At 68.0% G+C, this 19,880-nt stretch carries 17 protein-coding genes; 13 read left to right on the top strand and 4 right to left on the bottom strand.

Going from position 1 to position 19,880, the window contains the following annotated elements; genetic code table 11:
- Positions 1 to 8 precede the first annotated feature (8 nt).
- The 5 genes from ACTPOE_RS08245 to ACTPOE_RS08225 all read left to right on the top strand — a co-directional run bounded on the left by ACTPOE_RS08245 (position 9) and on the right by ACTPOE_RS08225 (position 5,901).
- Entirely contained in the window at positions 9 to 722 is a 714-nt protein-coding gene (locus ACTPOE_RS08245) for an RlmE family RNA methyltransferase (RefSeq protein ID WP_458871733.1), read from the top strand.
- 96 nt (positions 723 to 818) lie between these two features.
- On the top strand, positions 819 to 2,723 hold the full coding sequence (ftsH, locus tag ACTPOE_RS08240; protein ID WP_458871732.1) for an ATP-dependent zinc metalloprotease FtsH: 1,905 nt from the start codon (positions 819 to 821) through the stop codon (positions 2,721 to 2,723).
- Between the two features lie 119 nt (positions 2,724 to 2,842).
- A complete protein-coding gene (gene folP / locus ACTPOE_RS08235) occupies positions 2,843 to 3,706 on the top strand; it encodes a dihydropteroate synthase (protein ID WP_458871731.1) in 864 nt (287 codons plus the stop codon).
- Positions 3,703 to 5,043 (top strand): phosphoglucosamine mutase, encoded by a 1,341-nt coding sequence (glmM, locus tag ACTPOE_RS08230; protein ID WP_458871730.1) that lies wholly within the window; start codon positions 3,703 to 3,705, stop codon positions 5,041 to 5,043. Before folP ends, glmM begins: the two co-directional genes overlap by 4 nt.
- A 72-nt stretch (positions 5,044 to 5,115) precedes the next feature.
- Positions 5,116 to 5,901, top strand: coding sequence for a GNAT family N-acetyltransferase (locus ACTPOE_RS08225; protein WP_458871729.1), 786 nt, complete (start codon positions 5,116 to 5,118; stop codon positions 5,899 to 5,901).
- 42 nt (positions 5,902 to 5,943) lie between these two features.
- Here ACTPOE_RS08225 and ACTPOE_RS08220 read toward each other — a convergent pair whose 3' ends face one another.
- Genes ACTPOE_RS08220 through ACTPOE_RS08210 form a run of 3 tightly spaced genes read right to left on the bottom strand, consistent with a single transcriptional unit; the run spans position 5,944 to position 8,304 of the window.
- Positions 5,944 to 6,759: a hypothetical protein gene (locus ACTPOE_RS08220; RefSeq protein ID WP_458871728.1), complete on the bottom strand. Its 816-nt coding sequence runs from the start codon at positions 6,757 to 6,759 to the stop codon at positions 5,944 to 5,946.
- 4 nt (positions 6,760 to 6,763) lie between these two features.
- The gene (locus ACTPOE_RS08215) at positions 6,764 to 7,465 is read right to left on the bottom strand and encodes an HpcH/HpaI aldolase family protein (RefSeq protein ID WP_458871726.1); all 702 of its coding nucleotides are present in this window, start codon (positions 7,463 to 7,465) and stop codon (positions 6,764 to 6,766) included.
- Positions 7,462 to 8,304 carry an IclR family transcriptional regulator gene (locus ACTPOE_RS08210; protein ID WP_458871725.1) on the bottom strand — a complete coding sequence of 281 codons (843 nt, stop codon included), beginning with the start codon at positions 8,302 to 8,304 and terminating at the stop codon, positions 7,462 to 7,464. The genes ACTPOE_RS08215 and ACTPOE_RS08210 overlap by 4 nt, the downstream gene beginning before the upstream one ends.
- Positions 8,305 to 8,418: 114 nt before the next feature.
- On the opposite strand from ACTPOE_RS08210, the gene ACTPOE_RS08205 reads away from it, so the two are divergent.
- The 7 genes from ACTPOE_RS08205 to ACTPOE_RS08175 are packed head-to-tail and all read left to right on the top strand — an operon-like array spanning position 8,419 to position 16,213.
- Entirely contained in the window at positions 8,419 to 10,149 is a 1,731-nt protein-coding gene (locus ACTPOE_RS08205; protein ID WP_458871724.1) for a thiamine pyrophosphate-binding protein, read from the top strand.
- Positions 10,150 to 10,198: 49 nt separating this feature from the next.
- Positions 10,199 to 11,341, top strand: coding sequence for an ABC transporter substrate-binding protein (locus ACTPOE_RS08200; protein ID WP_458871723.1), 1,143 nt, complete (start codon positions 10,199 to 10,201; stop codon positions 11,339 to 11,341).
- A 35-nt stretch (positions 11,342 to 11,376) separates the two neighbouring features.
- Entirely contained in the window at positions 11,377 to 12,234 is an 858-nt protein-coding gene (locus ACTPOE_RS08195; RefSeq protein WP_458871722.1) for a branched-chain amino acid ABC transporter permease, read from the top strand.
- Positions 12,235 to 12,241: 7 nt separating this feature from the next.
- On the top strand, positions 12,242 to 13,207 hold the full coding sequence (locus ACTPOE_RS08190; protein WP_458871721.1) for a branched-chain amino acid ABC transporter permease: 966 nt from the start codon (positions 12,242 to 12,244) through the stop codon (positions 13,205 to 13,207).
- Positions 13,208 to 13,215: 8 nt separating this feature from the next.
- On the top strand, positions 13,216 to 14,088 hold the full coding sequence (locus ACTPOE_RS08185) for an ABC transporter ATP-binding protein (RefSeq protein ID WP_458871720.1): 873 nt from the start codon (positions 13,216 to 13,218) through the stop codon (positions 14,086 to 14,088).
- Positions 14,060 to 14,779, top strand: coding sequence for an ABC transporter ATP-binding protein (locus tag ACTPOE_RS08180; RefSeq protein WP_458871719.1), 720 nt, complete (start codon positions 14,060 to 14,062; stop codon positions 14,777 to 14,779). Before ACTPOE_RS08185 ends, ACTPOE_RS08180 begins: the two co-directional genes overlap by 29 nt.
- 21 nt (positions 14,780 to 14,800) lie before the next feature.
- Complete coding sequence (locus tag ACTPOE_RS08175) at positions 14,801 to 16,213, top strand: amidase (RefSeq protein ID WP_458871718.1); 1,413 nt, start codon at positions 14,801 to 14,803, stop codon at positions 16,211 to 16,213.
- A 22-nt stretch (positions 16,214 to 16,235) separates the two neighbouring features.
- Here ACTPOE_RS08175 and ACTPOE_RS08170 read toward each other — a convergent pair whose 3' ends face one another.
- Entirely contained in the window at positions 16,236 to 17,726 is a 1,491-nt protein-coding gene (locus tag ACTPOE_RS08170; RefSeq protein WP_458871717.1) for a Ppx/GppA phosphatase family protein, read from the bottom strand.
- 80 nt (positions 17,727 to 17,806) lie between these two features.
- Between ACTPOE_RS08170 and ppk1 the strand changes: the two genes are divergently transcribed.
- On the top strand, positions 17,807 to 19,876 hold the full coding sequence (gene ppk1, locus ACTPOE_RS08165; RefSeq protein WP_458871715.1) for a polyphosphate kinase 1: 2,070 nt from the start codon (positions 17,807 to 17,809) through the stop codon (positions 19,874 to 19,876).
- Positions 19,877 to 19,880: the final 4 nt, after the last annotated feature.

The raw sequence follows: 19,880 nt of genomic DNA, 5'->3' as shown, positions 1-19,880 counted from the left end.
GTACGAGAATGGCCAAGAAAAAATTCTCCAAAGCCTGGGTCCAGCGGCATATTCACGACCCTTACGTCAAAATGGCGCAACAGAAGGGCTATCGCGCCCGCGCCGCCTTCAAGCTGACCGAGATCCTGGACACGGAGAAGCTGCTGCGGCGCGGCGACGTGGTCGTGGACCTGGGCTCGGCCCCGGGCAGCTGGTCCCAGATCGTGCGCGAGCGCCTGCTGGCGCCGGGCGGCGCGATCGACGGCCGCGTGCTGGCGCTCGATCTGCTGCCCATGGAACCCATCGCCGGGGTCGAGTTCATCCAGGGCGACTTCCGCGAGGACGACATCCTGGCGCAGTTGCACGAACGGCTGGAAGGGCGGGCCGTGGACCTTGTGATTTCCGACATGGCCCCCAATCTATCGGGTGTGGCCTCGGCGGATTCCGCTCGTATCGCCCACGTCTGCGAACTGGCGCTGGAATTCGCCTGCGGTCACCTGAAGCCGGATGGCGCTTTGGTCGTCAAGGCCTTTCACGGCAGCGGGTTTTCCCAGATCGTGCGGATGTTCAAACAGCATTTCGTCCGGGTGGTCGAGCGCAAGCCCAAGGCGTCCCGGGACGAGTCCTCCGAGACTTTCCTGGTCGGCCGCGGGTTGAAAAAACCGTCCGCCGCTCAGGGTTCGGACGGCGTCCAGGGCATCACGGACGGCGCTGCGTCCGCGCGGCGGATTCAGGTAGAATGAAGCATTGACGTATTTGTCAGCTTGTTGTAATTGCGCGTCGCCGGATGCGGCGCGCGGGCGGCGGGCGGGCAGCGGTATACACCCAGGAGGTTGGCTTTGAACAACTCGTTTTCCAAGGTTGCGGTCTGGCTGGTGATCGCGCTCGTGCTCTTCACGGTGTTCAAGCAGTTCGACGGACATCCGGTCGCGAGCGGGGATTCGGTCAGCTACACGCAATTCATGAACGACGCGCGGGCCGGCCGCATCAACAAGGTCGATATTCAGGGCGACACGATCTACGTGTCGCCGGAATCCGGCCGTTCTTACAGCCTGACCTCGCCGGGCGACCTGTGGATGGTGCCCGAACTGGTCAAGAATGGCGTCCAGGTTTCCGGCAAGGCCCGCGAGGAACCCTCCTTCCTGACCAGCCTGTTCATCTCCTGGTTTCCGATGCTGCTGCTGATCGGGGTCTGGATTTTCTTCATGCGTCAGATGCAGGGCGGCGGCAAGGGCGGAGCCTTCAGCTTCGGCAAGTCGCGCGCGCGCATGCTGGACGAAAACAACAACAACGTCACCTTCGCCGACGTCGCCGGCTGCGACGAGGCCAAGGAAGACGTCCAGGAACTGGTCGATTTCCTGCGCGACCCCACCAAATTCCAGCGCCTGGGCGGTCGCATCCCGCGCGGCGTGCTGATGGTCGGCCCTCCGGGCACGGGCAAGACCCTGCTCGCCAAGGCCATCGCCGGCGAGGCCAAGGTCCCGTTCTTCAGCATCTCCGGTTCGGATTTCGTCGAAATGTTCGTCGGCGTGGGCGCGGCCCGCGTGCGCGACATGTTCGAGAACGCGAAGAAGCAGTCCCCCTGCATCATCTTCATCGATGAAATCGACGCCGTGGGCCGCCAGCGCGGCGCCGGCCTGGGCGGGGGCAACGACGAGCGCGAACAGACCCTGAATCAGCTGCTGGTCGAAATGGACGGGTTCGAGACCGGCCAGGGCGTGCTGGTGATCGCCGCCACCAACCGGCCCGACGTGCTGGACCCGGCGCTGCTGCGCCCGGGCCGCTTCGACCGCCAGGTGGTCGTGTCGCTGCCCGACATCCGTGGCCGCGAGCAGATCCTGAAGGTCCACATGCGCAAGGTCCCCATCGCCCAGAACGTCGATCCGAACGTGCTGGCGCGCGGCACCCCGGGCTTCTCCGGTGCCGACCTGGCCAACCTGATCAACGAGGCCGCGCTGTTCGCCGCGCGCCGCAATGGTCGCACCGTGGACATGTCCGACCTGGAAAAGGCCAAGGACAAGATCATCATGGGCGCGGAGCGCCGCTCCCTGATCATGCCGGAAGAAGAACGCCGCAACACGGCCTACCACGAATCCGGCCATGCGTTGGTGGCGCGTCTGCTGCCCAAGACCGATCCGGTGCACAAGGTCACCATCATCCCGCGCGGCCGCGCGCTGGGGGTGACGATGCAGCTGCCCGAGGGCGACCGCTACAGCATGGACAAGGAACGCCTGCTGAACACCATCGCGGTGCTGTTCGGAGGTCGCATCGCGGAAGAAGTCTTCATGGGCCAGATGACCACCGGCGCCTCCAACGACTTCGAACGCGCCACCGCCATCGCCCGCGACATCGTCACGCGCTACGGCATGACCGATTCCCTGGGCCCTGTGGTGTACGCCGAGAACGAGGGCGAGGTCTTCCTGGGCCGCAGCGTGACCAAGACCACGCACGTGTCCGAGGCCACCATGCAGAAGGTCGATTCCGAGATTCGCAGCATCATCGACGAGCAGTACAGCGTGGCGCGCAACCTGATCGAGTCCAACCAGGACAAGATGCACGCCATGGCCAAGGCCCTGCTCGAATGGGAAACCATCGACGCCGAGCAGATCGACGACATCATGGCCGGCCGTCCGCCGCGCGCGCCGCAGCCGCCGTCCTCCGGAGGCGACACGCCCCCGCAGACGCCGTCGGCCGGCCAGCCTGCCGCCAGCAACGACAAGGGCCCCGCCGCGACGCCGGTCTGATCCGACCGCCGGCTTTTCCTATGCCCGACCACGCGCCAAAGCGCACGCCTCGCCCTTCGGGGCGAGGTCGAGCGAGGCTATTGCCATCCGGTGCCGAAGGCACCCCTATCGGGTGGCGGATGAGCTCCGGCCCTCAGGCCGGAGTTCTGCAACATCTTCAGTGCGGGCGTTTCCGCTTGTCCTTGGAGCGCCCCCTGGTCATGGGGATCGTGAACGTTACGCCGGATTCGTTTTCCGACGGCAACGCCCATTTCCGGGCCGATGAGGCTGTCGCCCATGCGCGCCTGCTGGTCGAGGAAGGCGCCGACCTGCTCGACATCGGCGGCGAGTCCACCCGCCCCGGCGCGCAGGCGGTCCCCGCCGACGAGGAACTGCGCCGCATCCTGCCCGTGATCGAGGCCCTGCGCGACTGCGGCGTGCCGCTGTCCGTGGATACCTGCAAGCCGCCCGTGATGCGGGCCGCCCTGGAGGCGGGCGCCGACATGATCAACGACATCCGCGGCTTTTCGGCGCCGGGGGCGGTCGAGGCCGTGGCCGATTCCGGCTGCGCGCTGTGCCTGATGCACATGCGCGGCGAACCGCGCACCATGCAGGACGCGCCGGTCTACGGGGATGTGGTCGCGGAAGTCCGCGATTACCTCGATCAGGGCGCCCTGCGCCTGCGTCGGGCGGGGATCGCGGCCGACCGCATCGTGCTCGATCCGGGATTTGGATTCGGCAAGACCGCGGAGCACAATTACACCTTGCTGCGGCAGCTGCCGCAGGTCGTGGGGCAGGATTACCCCAGCCTGCTGGGCGTGTCGCGCAAGTCCATGATCGGTGCCGTCACGGGACGCCCCGCGTCCCGGCGCCTGGGCGGCAGCGTGGCCGCGGCCCTGGCCGGCGCGGTGCGGGGCGCGCGCATCCTGCGCGTCCATGATGTGGCCGACACCGTGGATGCCCTGCGGGTCTGGTCGGCCATCGAACGAGGAGTCCGCGCATGAGCGCACGCAAGTATTTTGGGACCGACGGGGTGCGCGGCATCGTCGGCGGTGATCGGATCAACGCGGAATTCGCCCTGCGGCTGGGCTATGCGGCGGGCCGCGTGCTGGCGCGCGGCGTCGTGTCCGCCGGCCGGCCGACCGTGGTCATCGGCAAGGACACCCGCATTTCCGGCTACATGCTGGAATCCGCGCTCGAGGCCGGCTTGTCGGCCGCCGGAGTGGACGTGATGCTGGCCGGTCCGATCCCCACGCCGGCGGTCGCCTACCTGACCCGCGCCTGGCGCCTGGCGGCCGGGATCGTCATCAGCGCGTCCCACAATCCGCACTACGACAACGGCATCAAGTTCTTTTCCGGGGCCGGCACCAAGCTGCCCGACGAGACCGAGGCCGCCATCGAGGCCCTGCTGGACGAACCGCTGGGCTGCGCCGATTCAGCCGGACTGGGCCGCGCGCGGCGCATCAGCGATGCCGCGGGCCGTTACATCGAATTCTGCAAGAGCACTTTCCCCAACGAACTGGACCTGCAGGGTCTGAAGATCGTGGTGGACGCGGCCAATGGCGCCGCTTACCACATCGCGCCGCACGTGTTCCGTGAACTGGGGGCCGATGTCTCCGTGATCGGCTGCGAGCCCGACGGCTTCAACATCAATGAAAAGGTCGGCGCCACTCACCCCGAGACCCTGGTCGCCGCCGTGGCGGCCCAGGGGGCGGACCTGGGCATCGCGCTGGACGGGGACGCCGACCGCCTGCAGATGGTGGACGCCTCCGGCCGCCTGTTCAACGGCGACGAACTGCTCTACGCCATCGTGCGCGACCGCGCCCGCGCGCAACCCATCCAGGGGGTGGTCGGCACGCTGATGACGAACTTCGGCTTCGAGCGCCGCATGCGTGAACTGGGCATCCCGTTCGAGCGGGCCAAGGTCGGCGACCGCTACGTGCTGGAAGTCCTGCGACAGCGCGGCTGGCTGTACGGCGGCGAGAGTTCCGGTCACCTGCTGTGCCTGGATCGCCACACCACGGGCGACGGCATCGTGGCCGCCCTGCAGGTACTGGCGGCCATGCGGCATGCGGACGCGTCTCTGGCGGACCTGGTGGCCGACTTGTCCATGTATGCCCAGAAAATGGTCAATGTGCCGCTTGCGCCCGGACTGGACTGGCAGACGCACGCCGGCTTGAAAGAGGCGTCGGACGAGGTGCGCGCGTCGCTGGGCGATCGTGGCCGGGTGTTGATCCGGGCCTCGGGTACCGAGCCCAAGTTGCGCCTCATGGTCGAAGCCGACGACGAGGCGTTGGCCGAGGAAGGCGTGCGCCGGCTCGTGGCGGTCAGGCTGGCCTGAGAGCCGCTGTCACATGATTCACACAGAGCATCGGCAGAATGTTCCCGATATCGTGACTTTCGGGAGTCCGCCATGCTCACCACCCACGTTCCTCCCCTGCACGCGGGATCGATGAAACGCATAGACTGGCCCGGGGCAGAAGCCGGTGGGCTGGCCCTGACTGTCGCCCGCAGCCAGGCGGACCTGGAAGCCCTGCAGCGCCTGCGATTCCGGGTGTTCACGGAGGACATGGGCGCGGTGTTCCCGCAGGCGGTGGGCGACCGGGACGTCGATCGCTTCGATCCCTGGTGCGTGCATTTCATGGTGCGCGACACGGGCGCCGGCCGGGTGGTGGGCACCTACCGGTTGCTGACGCCCGAAGCCGCGCTCCAGGCGGGCGGCTACTATTCCGAGTCCGAGTTCGACCTGGAGCCGCTGGCGGCGCTGCGCCCATCGCTGGTCGAGGTTGGCCGTTCCTGCATCGACGCCGGATTCCGGCACGGCACGGCCATCATGCTGCTGTGGTCGGGACTCGCACAGGTCATGAGGCAGGGCGGCTACCGCTACATGCTGGGTTGCGCCAGCGTCAGCCTGCGCGACGGCGGGGCCACGGCCTCGGAAGTCTGGCGCAGGGCGCGCGCCCTGATGGCGCGCAATCCCGACGTGCCGCGCATCCGGCCCCTGCATCCCTATCCGGTGGATCGCCTGGACAGCGTCTTGCCGGCGCGGGTGCCGCCCCTGATCAAGGGTTATCTGGCCCTGGGCGCGACGATCTGCGGCGCGCCGGCCTGGGATCCCGATTTCCACACCGCCGATTTCCCGATCCTGCTGGATCTGGCACGGCTGGACGCCCGCTACCGGCGGCATTTCGGGATGTGAAGTTTCAATACCACCGGCACCAGCCGCCGCGAAACGGGCCGCTCAACTGATGCGCGCCATCGCGTCCTGCAGCGTCATGCCGGTTCGCACGCCGAGCATGCCGGCCGTCGCGTTGGCGCGCGACACCACTCCGGTTTCCCAGCTGGACAGGGCGTCGCCGATCCGGGCGCTGTCGTGGCGCACGGTCATGGCCGGTATGCCTCGCGCGTCCAGCGCCGGCAGCCGCGAATAGCCGGCGTCGTCGATCCCGCCGCCCGCGTCGTTGTAGGCCGCCGCCCGCACCGGCGAGCCGACCGCGGAGGCGGGGCGTCCGCCCAGCAGGCCGCCGTGCGAGCCGGTGATCACGATGCGTCCCGCATCGCCGGGTTCCACCAGCGAATTGGAATCCAGCCCCACGATTTCCAGTCCGCGGCCGTTGTCGCGCGCCAGCAGGCGGCGCGCTTCCCGGCGAGGAGGCGTCGTGCCGCGGAATTCGCCGGCGGACGCCATGAACCGGGCCGCCATGGCCGCCGGCATGTCGGAAATCACGCCCAGCGCGCGGGCGGGGCCGTTGCAGAAGCTGACCACGCCGCGCGCGGCCATGTCCCGCCCGTCGCCGATGCGCGCGCTCAGGTAGCTCACGGTGGCGGCGGGCATGCCGGCGCGTTCGAGCCGGTCCAGGCAGCGGATGCCGGCCTGCTCCAGTCCCACGCCGGCATCGTGCAGGATGACCGCCCGCAGGCCGGCGTGCACCGCATACCAGCCGCAATAGTCGCCGCCGTGCGAGCCGGCGACGAGCACCTTGCCGCGATGGGCGCGGGTGGCCTGGGTAATGCTGTCGAGCACGGCGTAGGGGCGGGCACTGAGAGGCGTGTCCATGGGCTCAGGTCGTTCCGGCCTGGGTGCGCAGCGCCGCGGCGCCCAGGCTGATGAAGTCGTTGGCGTGGGCGTACAGGAAGGACACGCCCAGGCGGACCCAGGGCTGCACGTCGCCGGGCTTGACCAGCGTGCCCACGGGCATGCCGCCGCCGCGCAGCGCCCTGATGGCCTGGCCGATGGCGTCGGCCACCCGCGGCACGTCGTAGCGTCCCCGGTGACCCATGCTCTTAGACAGGTCGACCGGCCCGATGAAGATGCAATCGATGGCGTCGATGCGGGCCAGTTCGTCCAGGTGCGGCAGCAGGTTGGCATGCTCGAGCTGCACCACCAGCATGCGGTCTTCGCGGCGCGTGGGCACGCAATAGTCGAAGGCATCCACGATACGTCGCACGTCGTCCATGGACTCGGCGCGTGGCACGATCAGCCCGTCGGCCCCGCGCAGCGCCAGACGCTCGATCGCCCAGGGTTCGGCGTTGAACGTGCGGATCAGGCTGCACGTGCCGTGCAGGCGCGCTGCCCGCGCCATGTTCTCCAGCGATTCGATGTCCGGACTGCCCTGTTCGGTATCGAACATGACGGCCTGGATGTCGGTGCGCGCCAGGGCTTCCACCAGGCCGGCGGAGGGGTGATCGACGTTGATGATCAGCGAAGGCTCGTGGCGGCGAAGCCGGGCGCGCAGCGCGTGGACGGGATGCGGTTGGGTCACAGGGAGTCTCCGGAACGGAGGTTTGAGGCCTGGCGGGCCAGCGCGGCGCTCTCTTGCTGGAGCTGCGCGACGATGGCGGTCCGCCGGGCGGGATTCATGCGCGACGAAATGGCCGCGACGCTGATGGCGCAGATGGGCCGGCCGTCGTGCCCCGGCACAGCCACGCCGATGGCGCTCATGCCCTTGAGGACGCGCTCGGGGTTGAAGGCGTAGCCCTTGCGACGCGCCTCGGCCACCGCCCGGCGCAGCCATTCCGCGCCGAATCCCGAATAGCGGGGCGTGCGGCGCGATTCGTCTTCGATGATGGACTGGGCTTCCGCCGGCGGCAGGGCGGCCAGCAGCGCCATGGCGCCCGCGCCCACGCCCAGCGGGCGGCGGTCGCCCTGCGCCAGCGTAAGCGTCTTGATCGGATAGGCGCCGATCACGCGCTCGGCGCAGACGGCCTCGTCGCCGTCGATCACCGACAGGTAGACCGTGTCTTCGGTCGACTCGGCCAGGCGCTGCATGCAGGGGCGCGCGATATCGACCAGAGAAAAGTGGCGGGCGGCGGCCAGTCCGAGCCGGTAGAGATCGCTGCCGGGTGTGTAGATCCGGGTTTGCGCGGACAGCCGCAGCAGTCCGTGTTCGACCAGCCAGGAAAGGATGCGGTGCGTGGTGGATTTGCTCAGTCCCGCCTGGTCGGCCAGCTCGGTCAGGCGCAGCCCCGATTCGCTATAGGCGGTGGCCCGCAGCAGCGAAATGGCGCGCTCCAGTGATTGCAGGTTGCTGACCGCGGGCTTGTCGGCGGCGGAAGTCTTCTTGTGCGCCTTCGGCGCGGCGTCTTTGGGAGAGGAGGACATGGCGTAGGGGTGCTTGCATTCCGCGGCGCGGTCTGCCTATACTTTGCATATATTACCACTAAATAGAAATCGATTTCCATTAGATAGAACTTTCGTAACGTTATGGGTATGCAGATGGCGCAGAAAAAGAGTGTGATGAGCGGCGGCAGGGCCTTGGCGAAAATGCTGGGACTGGCATCCCCGGCGCCCTGCTTCGGCATGGGCGGTTTCCAGCTGCTGCCTTTCTATGAAGGCATGCGGGCCGAAGGCTTGCGTCATTTCCTGATCAACGACGAGCGCTGCGGCGCCTTCGCCGCCGACGCCTATGCGCGGATCTCGGGCCGTCCCGGTCTGTGCGACGCCACGCTGGGCCCGGGCGCGACCAACCTGGTCACGGCCCTGGTCGAGTCCTACAACGCGGGCGTGCCCATCATCGCCATTACCGGCGACACACACCGCGCCCATTCCTGGAAGAACATGACGCAGGAATGCCGCCAGCTCGATATCCTGCGCTCCGCGTCCAAGGACATCCTGCGCGTCGAACTGGTCGAGCGCATTCCCGAGCTGGTGCGCCGCGCATATGCCGTCGCCACTTCGGGCCGCCCCGGCCCGGTGGTGCTGGACATCCCCGAAGACATCACGCACGCCGAGCATGCCTTCGACGAGGCCGATTTCTACCTGGACCCGGCCACCACGCGCATTCCCGCGCGCCGGATCCGGCCGGGCGCCGTCGATTTGGCGCGCGCGGCCGAAATGATCGACACGGCCAGGCGCCCGATCCTGCTGGTGGGCGGCGGCCTGCACCTGTCCGGGGCCAGCCCCGAACTCCTGGCCTTCGCCGAGCGCCATGAAATCCCCGTCGCCCACACCATGAGCGGCAAGGGCGCGGTGGCCTGCAACCACCGCCTGTCGGCCGGCATCTTCGGCCGCTACTACCGCGTGGCCAATGACCTGATCACCCGGTCCGACTGCGTCATCGTGGTCGGCTGCAAGCTGGGCGAAGTCGCCACCCGCCGCTATGCGCTGTTCGCGCCGGGCGCGCGCATCATTCAGATCGACAGCGTGGCCGAGGAAATCGGCCGCACTACGCGGATCGAAGTCGGCCTGTGGGGCGACGCGCGCGAGACGCTGGCCGCGCTGAACGAAACTCTGCCGGCGCCGGCCACGGACGTCCGCGCCTCGCGCGAGCGGGCCGTCAAGGACATGCACCAGCGCCTGGAAGCCTGGCGCGAGCAGGCCAGAGAGCGCTACACCTCGACCGAGGTGCCGATCAACATGGGCCGCCTGATCGGCGAACTGCGCAAGGAACTGCCGGCCGACGGCATCCTGATCGCCGACGGCGGTTTCGCCGCGCACTGGACCGGCCTGCTGTTCGATACCCACGAAGCCGGCCGCACCTACCTGGCCGATCGTGGCCTGGCCTCGATCGGCTACGGCCTGCCGGGCTGCCTGGGCGCGCAACTGGCCGCGCCGGACAAGATCGTGGTGGGCATCACCGGCGACGGCGGCCTGAACATGACCATCGGCGAACTGGAAACGGCGCTTCGCGTGGGCGCAAACTTTATCCTGGTGGTGGTCAACAACGCGGCCTCGGGCTACGTCAAGGCGCTGCAGCATTCCATGTACGGCACCTACCAGTCCTCCGACCTGGTCGAGATGGACTACGCGGCGATCGCCCGCTCCATGGGTTGCCACGGCATACGCGTCGAAGACCCGGAACAACTGGCCGCGGCCTACCGTACCGCCATCCTGAACCGCGACCGGCCCACCGTGATCGACGTGGTCGTCACCCGCGACCCGGCCAGGATGCTGCCCGCGGCCGACAGCCGCACCCTCAAGGTCGAGAAGGGCGACCGGCCGGTCTGACGCACTCCATTTCGCCCAACTTCAACGCAACGCAAAATAGGGGAATGCCATGAAACTGATGCACCGCCTGCTGTTCGCCGCCATGGCCGCGGCTTGCGCCTGGACCGCCGTGCCGGCGGCCGGCGCCCAGACCGTGAAGATCGGCCTGGTCGGGATCATGACCGGGCCCAACGCCCAGAACGGCGAGTTCTGTCGCAACGGAGCCACCCTGGCCATCGACGAAGTCAATGCCGCCGGCGGCGTGAAAGCCGCTGACGGCAAGACCTATAAGCTCGAACTGGAAGTCGTGGACGATCAGGGCAAGCCGGACGTCGGCCTGAACGCCATCCGCCGGCTGGCCTCGGACCAGGACGTGGTGGCCTTCATGGGGCCGGACTTCACCGGGATCACGCTGCCTTCGCTCTTCGTGGGCGAAGAGGCCGAAATGGCGCAGATCACGTCGTCGATCGGCGCGCAAATTACCGCCCAGGGTGACAAGCACATCCTGCGCGGCCGTTCCAACGACGTCATGTGGATGACGGCGCTGGTGGACTACATCGTCAACACGATGCATGCCAAATCGGTGGGCATGTCGTTCACCAACATCGAACTGGGCCGCAGCGGCCGCGACGTGGCGGTCAAACTGCTGGCCGAGAAGTACAAGACCAAGCCGGTGGTCGAGGTCTCCCATGGTTTCGGCGACCGCGACCTGACCGCGTCGGCCGCCCGCATCGCCCAGGCCAACCCGGAAGTGCTGATCAACTGGGGCACCCAGATCGAAGCCGCGCTGCTGCTGCGCGAGCTGCGCAAGCTGGGCTGGAAGGGCACCTTCGCCTTCAACGCGGCCGACGACATCTTCACCGGCCTGGCCAAGGAGGCCGCCGCCGGCGTGATCGGCCCGCAGAACTGGGTCTGGTCCAAGCCCGATGATGGCACCCGCAAGTTCGTCTCCGACTACGAAGCCAAGTACGGCAAGAAGCCGTCGCCGCATTCGATCGTGTACTACGATGGCGTCAAGCTGTTCGCCGAGGGTATCGCCAAGGCCGGCGCCGACCGCGCCAAGGTGCTGGCCGCGCTCAAATCCATTCCGCAATGGCGGGGCGTGCAAGGCATGTACCATCCGTCGCAGAAAGAAGGCGACATCAGTACGGTTACGGTCATCATCCGCTATGACGAGAACATCGATCCGCGGGTGGTGTTCTCGACAAACTGAAAAGGGAGCGCGGCGCGAGCCGCGGTGGTCCGACCATGTTTTTTCAGCTAGCCATTTCCGGCCTGGCGATGGGCGCGCTCTACAGCCTGATCGCGCTGGGCTTCGTCATGATCTGGAATACCGCCGCGGTCGTGAACTTCGCCCAGGGCGAGTTCGCGATGCTGTCGATGTTCTTCCTGTACACCCTGCATGCTTTGTGGGGCCTGGACGTATGGATGGCAATCGCGCTGGCGGTGGCGGCCACGGCCGCGCTGGGCTACCTGTTCGAGCGGGGCCTGGTGCGCCCGCTGGTGCGCGCCGACCCGCTGACGGTCATCATGATGACCATCGGCCTGCAGATCTTCCTGTCCAACGGCGCGAAGTTCGTCTGGGGTACCGAGCCCAAGGCCTTCCCGGCCTACCTGGGCGACGGCAATGTGCGGTTCCTGGGCGTGACGGCCTCGCCGCAATCGCTGGCCGTGATCGGCGTGGTGCTCGTGCTGGCGGTGGTGCTGCACTGGGTCGCGCAGCATACCAGACTGGGCAAATCGCTGCGCGCCATCGCCCAGGATCGCGAGGCCTCCGCGCTCATGGGCATACGCATCGAGCGCACGGTCGCGGCCGGCTTCGCGTTGAGCGCGGCCCTGGCCGCGGTGGCCGGGGTCTTGATGGCGCCGCTGGTGTTCGTGGCGGCCGACGTCGGCCTGCCACTGCTGATCAAGTCCTTCATCGCCGCGGTGATCGGGGGCTTCGGCAGTTATCCGGGCGCGCTCATCGGCGGCCTGCTGATCGGCGTGCTGGACAACATGGTCGGGTTCTACATCTCCACCGACTACCGCGACGTCGTTCTGTTCGGCGTGCTGATCGTCATCCTGTTGTTGCGCCCCCAGGGGCTTTTTCCGAAACATCGCTAGGTTCGCCATGAAGACGACTCCTCTGGCCATGATCATTTCGGCGAGCGCGATCGCCGCCGTGGTGCTGCCCTTCGCGCTGTCCAACTATCACCTGCAGGTCGGGGTGATGGTCGGCATCTTCGCGCTGCTCGCGCTGAGCCTGAACCTGCTCAGCGGCTATGCCGGCATGATCTCCCTTGGGCATGCCGGCTTCTTCCTGATCGGTTCCTACACTTCGGCAATCCTGTCCACGCGTTACGGCGTGCCGTTCCCGGTATCGCTGCTGGCGGCCACGGTGGTGACCGCGCTCAGCGGCCTGCTGCTGGCGGTGCCGGCCATGAAGCTGTCGGGCCATTTCCTGGCGGTGATCACGATCGCCTTCGGCCTGATCCTGCACTTGCTGGCCATCAACCTGGAAGGATTGACGCGGGGGGTGTCCGGCATCTCCGGCATTCCGCGGCCGGCGCTCGACGGCTGGGTCATGAAGACCGACCTGAGCTATTACTTCCTGGTGCTCGGCGTGCTGGCGGTGGTTTCGCTGCTGTCGGCGGCCTATATCCGTTCCGGCTACGGGCGCGCGCTGGCCGCGCTGCGCGACGACGAAACGGCCGCCGGCTGCATGGGCATCAACATCAATGCGGCCAAGATCCATGCCTTCGTGATTTCGGCGGGCATCGCCGGACTCGCGGGCTGCCTGTACGCGCACTACGTGCGCTACATCAATCCGGAAAGCTTCACCATCGACATTTCCATCCGCATCCTGATCATGATCGTGGTCGGCGGCATCGGCAGCATTCCCGGCTCCATCGTCGGCGCGGCGGTGGTCTACGTGCTGCCTGAGGCCTTGCGCTTCCTGAACGACTATTACTACCTGGTGTTTGGCGCGGTCATCATCGCCCTCATGCTTTTCCTGCCGGGCGGGCTGATATCCCTGATCCCCGGCGCGAGCCGGGTCGCGGGCGGCGCCAGCATGGGACGGGAGGCCAGGCCATGAGCGCGCCCATGCGACCATTCGAAGAGCACGCCCCCTCCCTTGGGAAGGACGAGGCGCGACGACAGGAGAGCATTCCAATGACCGACGGCGCGCAACCGGCCGCCGCCGTGCTCGAAGTCTCGGGTCTGACCCGCCGTTTCGGGGGCCTGGTGGCCGTCGACGGCGTGGACCTGCGGGTCGCGCCCGGCCAGATCCACGGCTTGATCGGCCCCAACGGCTCGGGCAAGACGACCTGCATCAACCTGATTTCAGGCGTGCTGCGGCCGGATGCGGGCAGCGTGCTGCTCCAGGGCACGCAGATCGCGCGTTCGCCCACTCACGTGGTGGCTGGCGCCGGGCTGGCCCGCACTTTCCAGAACATCCGCGTTTTCGGCCGCATGACGGCGCTGGAAAATGTGCTGGTGGGTTTCAGCCGCTCGCTGGGCTACCGGCTGCTGGACGTGCTCACTCTGCGCGCCGGCCCGGCCGAGCGGCGGCTGCGCGAGCGCGCATTGGCACTGCTGGATTTCGTGGGTCTGTCGGCCAAGGCCGGATCGCCCGTCACCAGCCTGTCCTATGGCGAGCAGCGCCTGGTCGAGATCGCCCGCGCCCTGGCGCTGTCGCCGCGCATGCTGCTGCTGGACGAACCCCTGGTCGGCATGAATCCGGTCGAGGTCGATCGCGTGGTCGGCCTGCTGCGGCGCATGCGCGCCGACGGGCTCACCATGTTGCTGGTCGAGCACAAGATACGGGTGGTGATGTCGGTCTGCGACCGCATCACCGTGCTGAACTTCGGCCGCCGGATCGCCAGCGGCCGTCCGGACGAAGTCCGCGCGGATCCCGAGGTCATCCGCGCCTATCTGGGTGAGAATCATGGCATCTCCAAACCTGCTCGAGGTTGAGCACCTGGTGGTCGGCTACGGCCGGCTGCCCGCGCTGCATGACGTCGATTTTCAGGTCGGCGAGGGTGAGCTGATCGCGCTGCTGGGCACCAACGGCGCGGGCAAGTCCACCACGCTCAAGACGGTGGTCGGGCTCATGCGGCCGGTATCGGGCTCGATCCGCTATCGCGGCGAGCGCGTCGACGGCGTGACCACCTACGACCTGGTGCGCCGCGGCATCGCCCTGGTGCCCGAGGGCCGGCGCGTGTTCGCCCATTCGACGGTCCAGGAAAATCTGGAATTGGGCGCGATCTCGCGCCCCTCGCAGGCGGAGGTGCGCGAGACCTTCGAACGCATTTACACCCTGTTCCCGCGCCTGAAGGACCGGCGGCGCCAACTGGCCGGCTCGCTGTCCGGCGGCGAGCAGCAGATGCTGGCGATCGGGCGCGCGCTGGCCTCGCGTCCGGCCCTCCTGCTGCTCGACGAGCCTTCCATGGGACTGGCGCCGATCGTCGTCATGCAGATCTTCGAGCTGATCGTCGAGCTGAACCAGCAGGGAACGACTATCCTGATGGTCGAGCAGAACGCCAGCCTGGCGCTGGAAGTCGCCGACCGCGCCTATGTGCTGGACGGCGGCCGCACCGTGCTCTCGGGCACGGCACAGGAGATCAAGGCCAACGACGCGGTGGCGGCGGCCTATCTCGGTTCCTGAGTCCGCCGCACGAGGTTTTCCATGACGATCGATCCCTTTGCCAGCCTGGAAGAACTGGGCCGCCTGTTGGCGGACGGCGCCTGCACGTCGCAGGACCTGGCCGAACTGTATCTCGACCGCATCGCGCGCGCCGACGGCGCGCTGCACGCGTTCGTGGATGTGGATCCCGAATCCGTGCGGCTGCAAGCCCGCGCTTCCGATCTGCGCCGCGCGGCGGGACACGCCCTGGGGCCGCTGGAAGGTCTGCCGATCGCCGTCAAGGACCTGTTCGACATCGAAGGGCGGCCCGGCAGTTGCGGATCGGCCGTCTGGAAGACGCGCAAGGGCAAGACGACCAGCACGGTCGTGCGGCGGCTGCGCGCGGCCGGCCTGGTGATCCTGGGCAAGACCCACATGGTCGAGCTGGCCTTTGGCGGCTGGGGCACCAATCCCGGCCTGGGCACGCCGCGCAATCCCTGGGATCTGCAGGTCCACCGCGTGCCGGGCGGTTCGTCCAGCGGCTCGGGCGTGGCGGTGGCGGCCGGGCTGGCGCCGGCGGCCATCGGCTCGGACACTGGCGGATCGGTGCGCATCCCGGCCTCGCTGGCGGGCATCACCGGTCTGAAAACCTCCCGCGGCCTGATCAGCCGCCATGGCGCCGTTCCTTTGTCGGACACGCTCGACACCGTCGGCCCCATGACCCGCACCGTGGGCGATGCCGCCTTGCTGGCCGAAATTCTGTCCGGACCCGACCGCGACGATCCTTCGACGCTGGGCGTGCCGCCGGCCGACTACCGCATGGCCATGCAGGCGCCGCCGGATTTGTCCGGCCTGCGCATCGCGCTGCTGCCCGAGGATCGCTTTCCGGATTTCATGCGGGAAGACGTGTTCCGGGTCCTGCGGCGCGCGGCCGAGGTGTTTCGCGAGCTGGGCGCGTCCGTGTCGGAGCGGCCGTTTCCCTTCGATTTCGACGACCTGATGCGCCGCAACGGCCAGATCATCTGCGCCGAGGCCTGGAGTCTGTACGGCAAGCTGGCGCAGGACGCCGCCGTGCCGATGGGGTCGGCCGTGCGTGCGCGCGTGACCGCCGGCGCCGCGATCGGCGCGGCCGACTACATCGAAGCCCTGGCGCATCATCGACGGGCCTGCGCGGCCTGGCGCGCCTGGATGGCCGAGACGGACGCGCTGCTGACGCCGACCTTGCCCATGGCCGCCTGCCGGCTCGACGAGATCGATGAAAATGCCACGCCGCTGTCGGCCTTCACGCGCGGCGGCAATTACCTGGGAAGCAGCGCGTTGTCGCTGCCGGCGGGTTTTTCGGCCGAAGGCTTGCCGATCGGCGTGCAGCTGATGGCCAAGCCCCTGGACGAAGCCAGCCTGGTGCGGCTGGGCGGCGCATTCCAGCGCGCGACCGATTGGCACCGGCGCGTGCCGGACCTGTCTCCGCTGCTCTGAGCCGGCAAGGCGGCCCGGGTTCTCAGGCCTCGACGACTTCCAGCGCGAAGCCGGCCTTGCGCCAGATCGCCGCTTCCTTTTTCAGCTGGAAGCCGCTCAGGGGGCGTGCCGCCAGCCAGTCCGGCGGCACGCTCAGGGCGATGTCGTAGTCCTGCGCCCGCAGGCGCAGGGGCAGGGCGCCCAGGGGCTCCCTGCGGCGCAGCAGCAGGACCGCCAGGCGCAGGCAGCACAGGGCCAACCAGCGCGCGCGGTCGGGCGCATAGCAGCGGACCTTGGCGAGGCGCCCCTGATGACCCAGGGCCAGGAAGGCCAGCAGCCGCTGGTCGTCGTGCGAAAAGCCCGGCATGTCGGCGTGTTCCAGGATGTAGGCGCTGTGCTTGTGGTAGTCGTTGCGGGCGATCGCCAGGCCGATCTCGTGCAGCTCGGCCGTCCAGGCCAGCGCCCGCCGCAGTTCGTGCGTGTCGGGGTCGGCCTCCAGGCCGAGCTGATCGAAGAACCGCAGCGCCAGGTTGCGCACGAAGCCGGCCTGGGTCGTGTCGAGCTGGTAGCGACCGCGCATCTGGCGCACGGTCTCGTCGCGCCGATCCTGATGCGAGTCGCGGCCCAGCAGGTCGTGCAGCACGCCGATGCGCAGCGCGCCGTCGCCCGCCCGCATCCCGTCGATGCCCAGTTCCCGGAAGGCGGCGATCATGATGGCCAGGCCGCCGGGCAGGACCGGCACGCGTTCCGGTTTCAGGCCGGCCCAGTCCTGCAGGCGGACCTCGCCGGCGCGCGTCAGGGCGGTGCTCAGCCGCTCCATGCCGTCCAGGGTGATGCCGCGCGGGCTGAGGCCGTTTTCGGTCAGGATGGCCAGCAGGCCCTTGGCGGTGCCCGACGAACCGTAGGCTTTCTGCCAGCCCGTGCCGCGGTAGCGGCTGGCGATGGTTTCAATGGCGCCGCGCGCCGCCAGGACAGCCTGGCGCATGCGGGCCTCGGTGACGCGGCCCTGGGGGAAGAACTGCCGCGTCCAGGTGGTGCAGCCCAGATCCAGTGAAGCCAGTTCCAGGGGCTGGTCGCGCTGGCCGATGATGAATTCGGTGGAACCGCCGCCAATGTCGATCACCAGCCTGCGCTGGTCCGATGGCGGCAGGTCCTGGATCACGCCCAGGTAGATCAGGCGGGCTTCTTCCTGGCCGGAAATGATTTCGATCGGGAAGCCCAGGGCGCGTTCCGCCGCGGGCAGGATCTCGGCCGCGTTGCGCGCCACGCGGAAGGTATTGGTGGCCACGGCGCGGACGTTGGCCGGGGAGAATCCGCGCAGCCGCTCGCCGAAGCGCCTCAGCGCCGCCAGGGCCTGGTCCACGGTGGCCGCATCGATGCGCTTGTGCTCGTCCAGGCCGTTGGCCAGGGCGACCAGCTCGCGCAGCTTGTCTTCGGCGTAGATATGAACCGCGCCGTCACGGCGCACGACGCGCCCGATCGACAGCCGGAAGGTGTTCGAACCCAGGTCGATCGAGGCGAGCCGGTTGTCCATGGCTTGGGACCTGTCCTTACCAGAGAATGTCACACTGTGCGATTATAGTGGCCGATTCATGACAGGATTGTGAGGCGCGCATGCGGGCCGTCGAGGAAATGCCGGTTCTCTTGAACCGTGAGTTGTCGGTGCTGAAATTCAATGAGCGGGTGCTCTCCATGGCCGAGCGCACGGACGTGCCGGTGCTGGAACGCCTGCGCTATCTGTGCATCGTCGGCTCGAACCTGGACGAGTTCTTCGAGATCCGCATGGCCAGCCTCAAGGAACAGCAGCGCCAGACGCCGGAACTCCGGGGCGTGGACGGCATGACGCCCGACGAAGCATTCGACCGGGTTCAGCGCGCCGCGCACGCCCTGGTGGATCGCCAGAACCGCCTGCTGACCGGCGAGGTCATGCCCAAGCTGATGGAGCACGGGGTGGGCCTGATCTATTCGACGGGCTGGACCGACCTGCAGCGGGAATGGGCCTACGGGATATTCCGCCGCGACGTGATGCCGCTGCTGACCCCCATCGGCCTGGATCCGGCGCATCCCTTTCCGCGCGTCTACAACAAGAGCCTGAATTTCATCGTCTCGCTCAGCGGCGAGGACGCCTTCGGCCGAGAGGGGCACATCGCCATCGTCCAGGCACCGCGCGCGCTGCCGCGCATGATCAAGGTGCCCGACGAGATCGCCGGCATTCCGGACGGCTTCATGCTGCTCACCACTCTGATCAACGCTTTCGTCGGCGACCTGTTCCCGGGGATGAACGTCCAGGGCTGCTACCAGTGGCGGGTGACGCGCAACAGCGACCTGTTCGTGGACGAGGAGGAAATCACCAACCTGCGCCAGGCCCTCCAGGGCGAGCTCTCGCAGCGCAATTTCGGGGCCTCGGTGCGCCTGGAGATCGCGCACGCCATGCCGCCCGACCTGGAACTGTTCCTGCAGCGCGAATTCGGCCTCGGGGCGGCCGACACCTACCGCGTCAACGGCCCGGTCAACCTGGGCCGGCTGATGCAGCTGTGCAACCGGGTCAGCCGCTCCGACCTGGAATATCCGGCCTTCCGGCCGCGCATGCCGGCGCCGTTCGATGGCGGCCTGGAGCGGCCCGACGAGCTGTTCGCGGCCATCGCGGCGCGCGACCACCTGCTGCATCATCCTTACCAGTCCTTCCAGCCCGTGCTGATGTTCCTGCGCAGCGCGGCGCTGGACCCCCAGGTCGTGGCCATCAAGCAGACCATCTACCGCACCGGCGAGGATTCCGAGCTGATGGGGCTGTTGCTGTCGGCGGCCCGCGCGGGCAAGGAAGTCACGGTGGTGGTCGAACTGATGGCGCGCTTCGACGAGCAGACCAACATCAACTGGGCCGCGCGCCTGGAAGAGGTCGGCGCCCACGTCAGCTATGGGGTGGTGGGGCACAAGACCCACGCCAAGATGGCCCTGGTGCTGCGCCGCGAGGACGGCCGCATCCGCCGCTACGGGCACCTGGGCACGGGCAACTACCACCCGCGCACGGCGCGGCTCTACACCGATTTCGGCCTGCTGACGGCCAACCAGCAGATGTGCGAGGACATGGACCAGGTGTTCTCTCTGCTGACCGGCCTGGGAGCGCGCCGCGAACTCAAGCTGCTGCTGCAGTCGCCCTTCACCCTGCACGAGACCGTGCTCGACCTGATCCGCTCGGAGACTGAATTCGCCCGCGCGGGCAAGCGGGCGCGGATCCGCGCCAAGATGAATTCCCTGCTGGAACCCACCGTGATCCAGGCCCTGTACGAGGCCAGCCAGGCGGGGGTGCGCATCGACCTGATCGTGCGCGGGGCCTGTGCGCTGCAGGCCGGCGTGCCCGGGCTGTCCGACCGCATCCGGGTGCGTTCCGTCATCGGCCGCTTCCTGGAGCATTCGCGGGTGTTCTATTTCTACCAGGACGGCGCCGAGCCCCTGTACCTGTCCTCCGCCGACTGGATGGATCGCAATTTCCTGCGGCGGGTGGAGCTCGCCTTCCCGGTGCTCGACAAGACTCTGCGCCGCCGCGTCATCGACGAGGCCTTCACCTTCGCCTGGCGGGACAACCAGCTTGCCTGGGCGGCCCAGCCCGACGGCCGCTACCTGCGCGTGCGCAACCGCCGCGCCGCTTTCAACCTGCACCAGCACCTGATGGCAAGGTTGGGATGAGATC

The sequence above is a fragment of the Castellaniella sp. WN genome, from assembly GCF_054457555.1.
Note: the sequence above shows the minus strand (reverse complement) of the source record. Positions and strands in the feature narration are given on the sequence as shown.

Bases quoted from the DNA above. Each gene is read 5' to 3' on its own strand.
- ACTPOE_RS08245 (WP_458871733.1), top strand. From the start codon at position 9: ATGGCCAAGAAAAAATTCTCCAAAGCCTGGGTCCAGCGGCATATTCAC.
- folP (WP_458871731.1), top strand. From the start codon at position 2,843: ATGAGCTCCGGCCCTCAGGCCGGAGTTCTGCAACATCTTCAGTGCGGG.
- glmM (WP_458871730.1), top strand. From the start codon at position 3,703: ATGAGCGCACGCAAGTATTTTGGGACCGACGGGGTGCGCGGCATCGTC.
- ACTPOE_RS08225 (WP_458871729.1), top strand. From the start codon at position 5,116: ATGCTCACCACCCACGTTCCTCCCCTGCACGCGGGATCGATGAAACGC.
- ACTPOE_RS08220 (WP_458871728.1), bottom strand. From the start codon at position 6,759: ATGGACACGCCTCTCAGTGCCCGCCCCTACGCCGTGCTCGACAGCATT.
- ACTPOE_RS08210 (WP_458871725.1), bottom strand. From the start codon at position 8,304: ATGTCCTCCTCTCCCAAAGACGCCGCGCCGAAGGCGCACAAGAAGACT.
- ACTPOE_RS08205 (WP_458871724.1), top strand. From the start codon at position 8,419: ATGGCGCAGAAAAAGAGTGTGATGAGCGGCGGCAGGGCCTTGGCGAAA.
- ACTPOE_RS08200 (WP_458871723.1), top strand. From the start codon at position 10,199: ATGAAACTGATGCACCGCCTGCTGTTCGCCGCCATGGCCGCGGCTTGC.
- ACTPOE_RS08195 (WP_458871722.1), top strand. From the start codon at position 11,377: ATGTTTTTTCAGCTAGCCATTTCCGGCCTGGCGATGGGCGCGCTCTAC.
- ACTPOE_RS08190 (WP_458871721.1), top strand. From the start codon at position 12,242: ATGAAGACGACTCCTCTGGCCATGATCATTTCGGCGAGCGCGATCGCC.
- ACTPOE_RS08185 (WP_458871720.1), top strand. From the start codon at position 13,216: ATGCGACCATTCGAAGAGCACGCCCCCTCCCTTGGGAAGGACGAGGCG.
- ACTPOE_RS08180 (WP_458871719.1), top strand. From the start codon at position 14,060: ATGGCATCTCCAAACCTGCTCGAGGTTGAGCACCTGGTGGTCGGCTAC.
- ACTPOE_RS08175 (WP_458871718.1), top strand. From the start codon at position 14,801: ATGACGATCGATCCCTTTGCCAGCCTGGAAGAACTGGGCCGCCTGTTG.
- ACTPOE_RS08170 (WP_458871717.1), bottom strand. From the start codon at position 17,726: ATGGACAACCGGCTCGCCTCGATCGACCTGGGTTCGAACACCTTCCGG.
- ppk1 (WP_458871715.1), top strand. From the start codon at position 17,807: ATGCGGGCCGTCGAGGAAATGCCGGTTCTCTTGAACCGTGAGTTGTCG.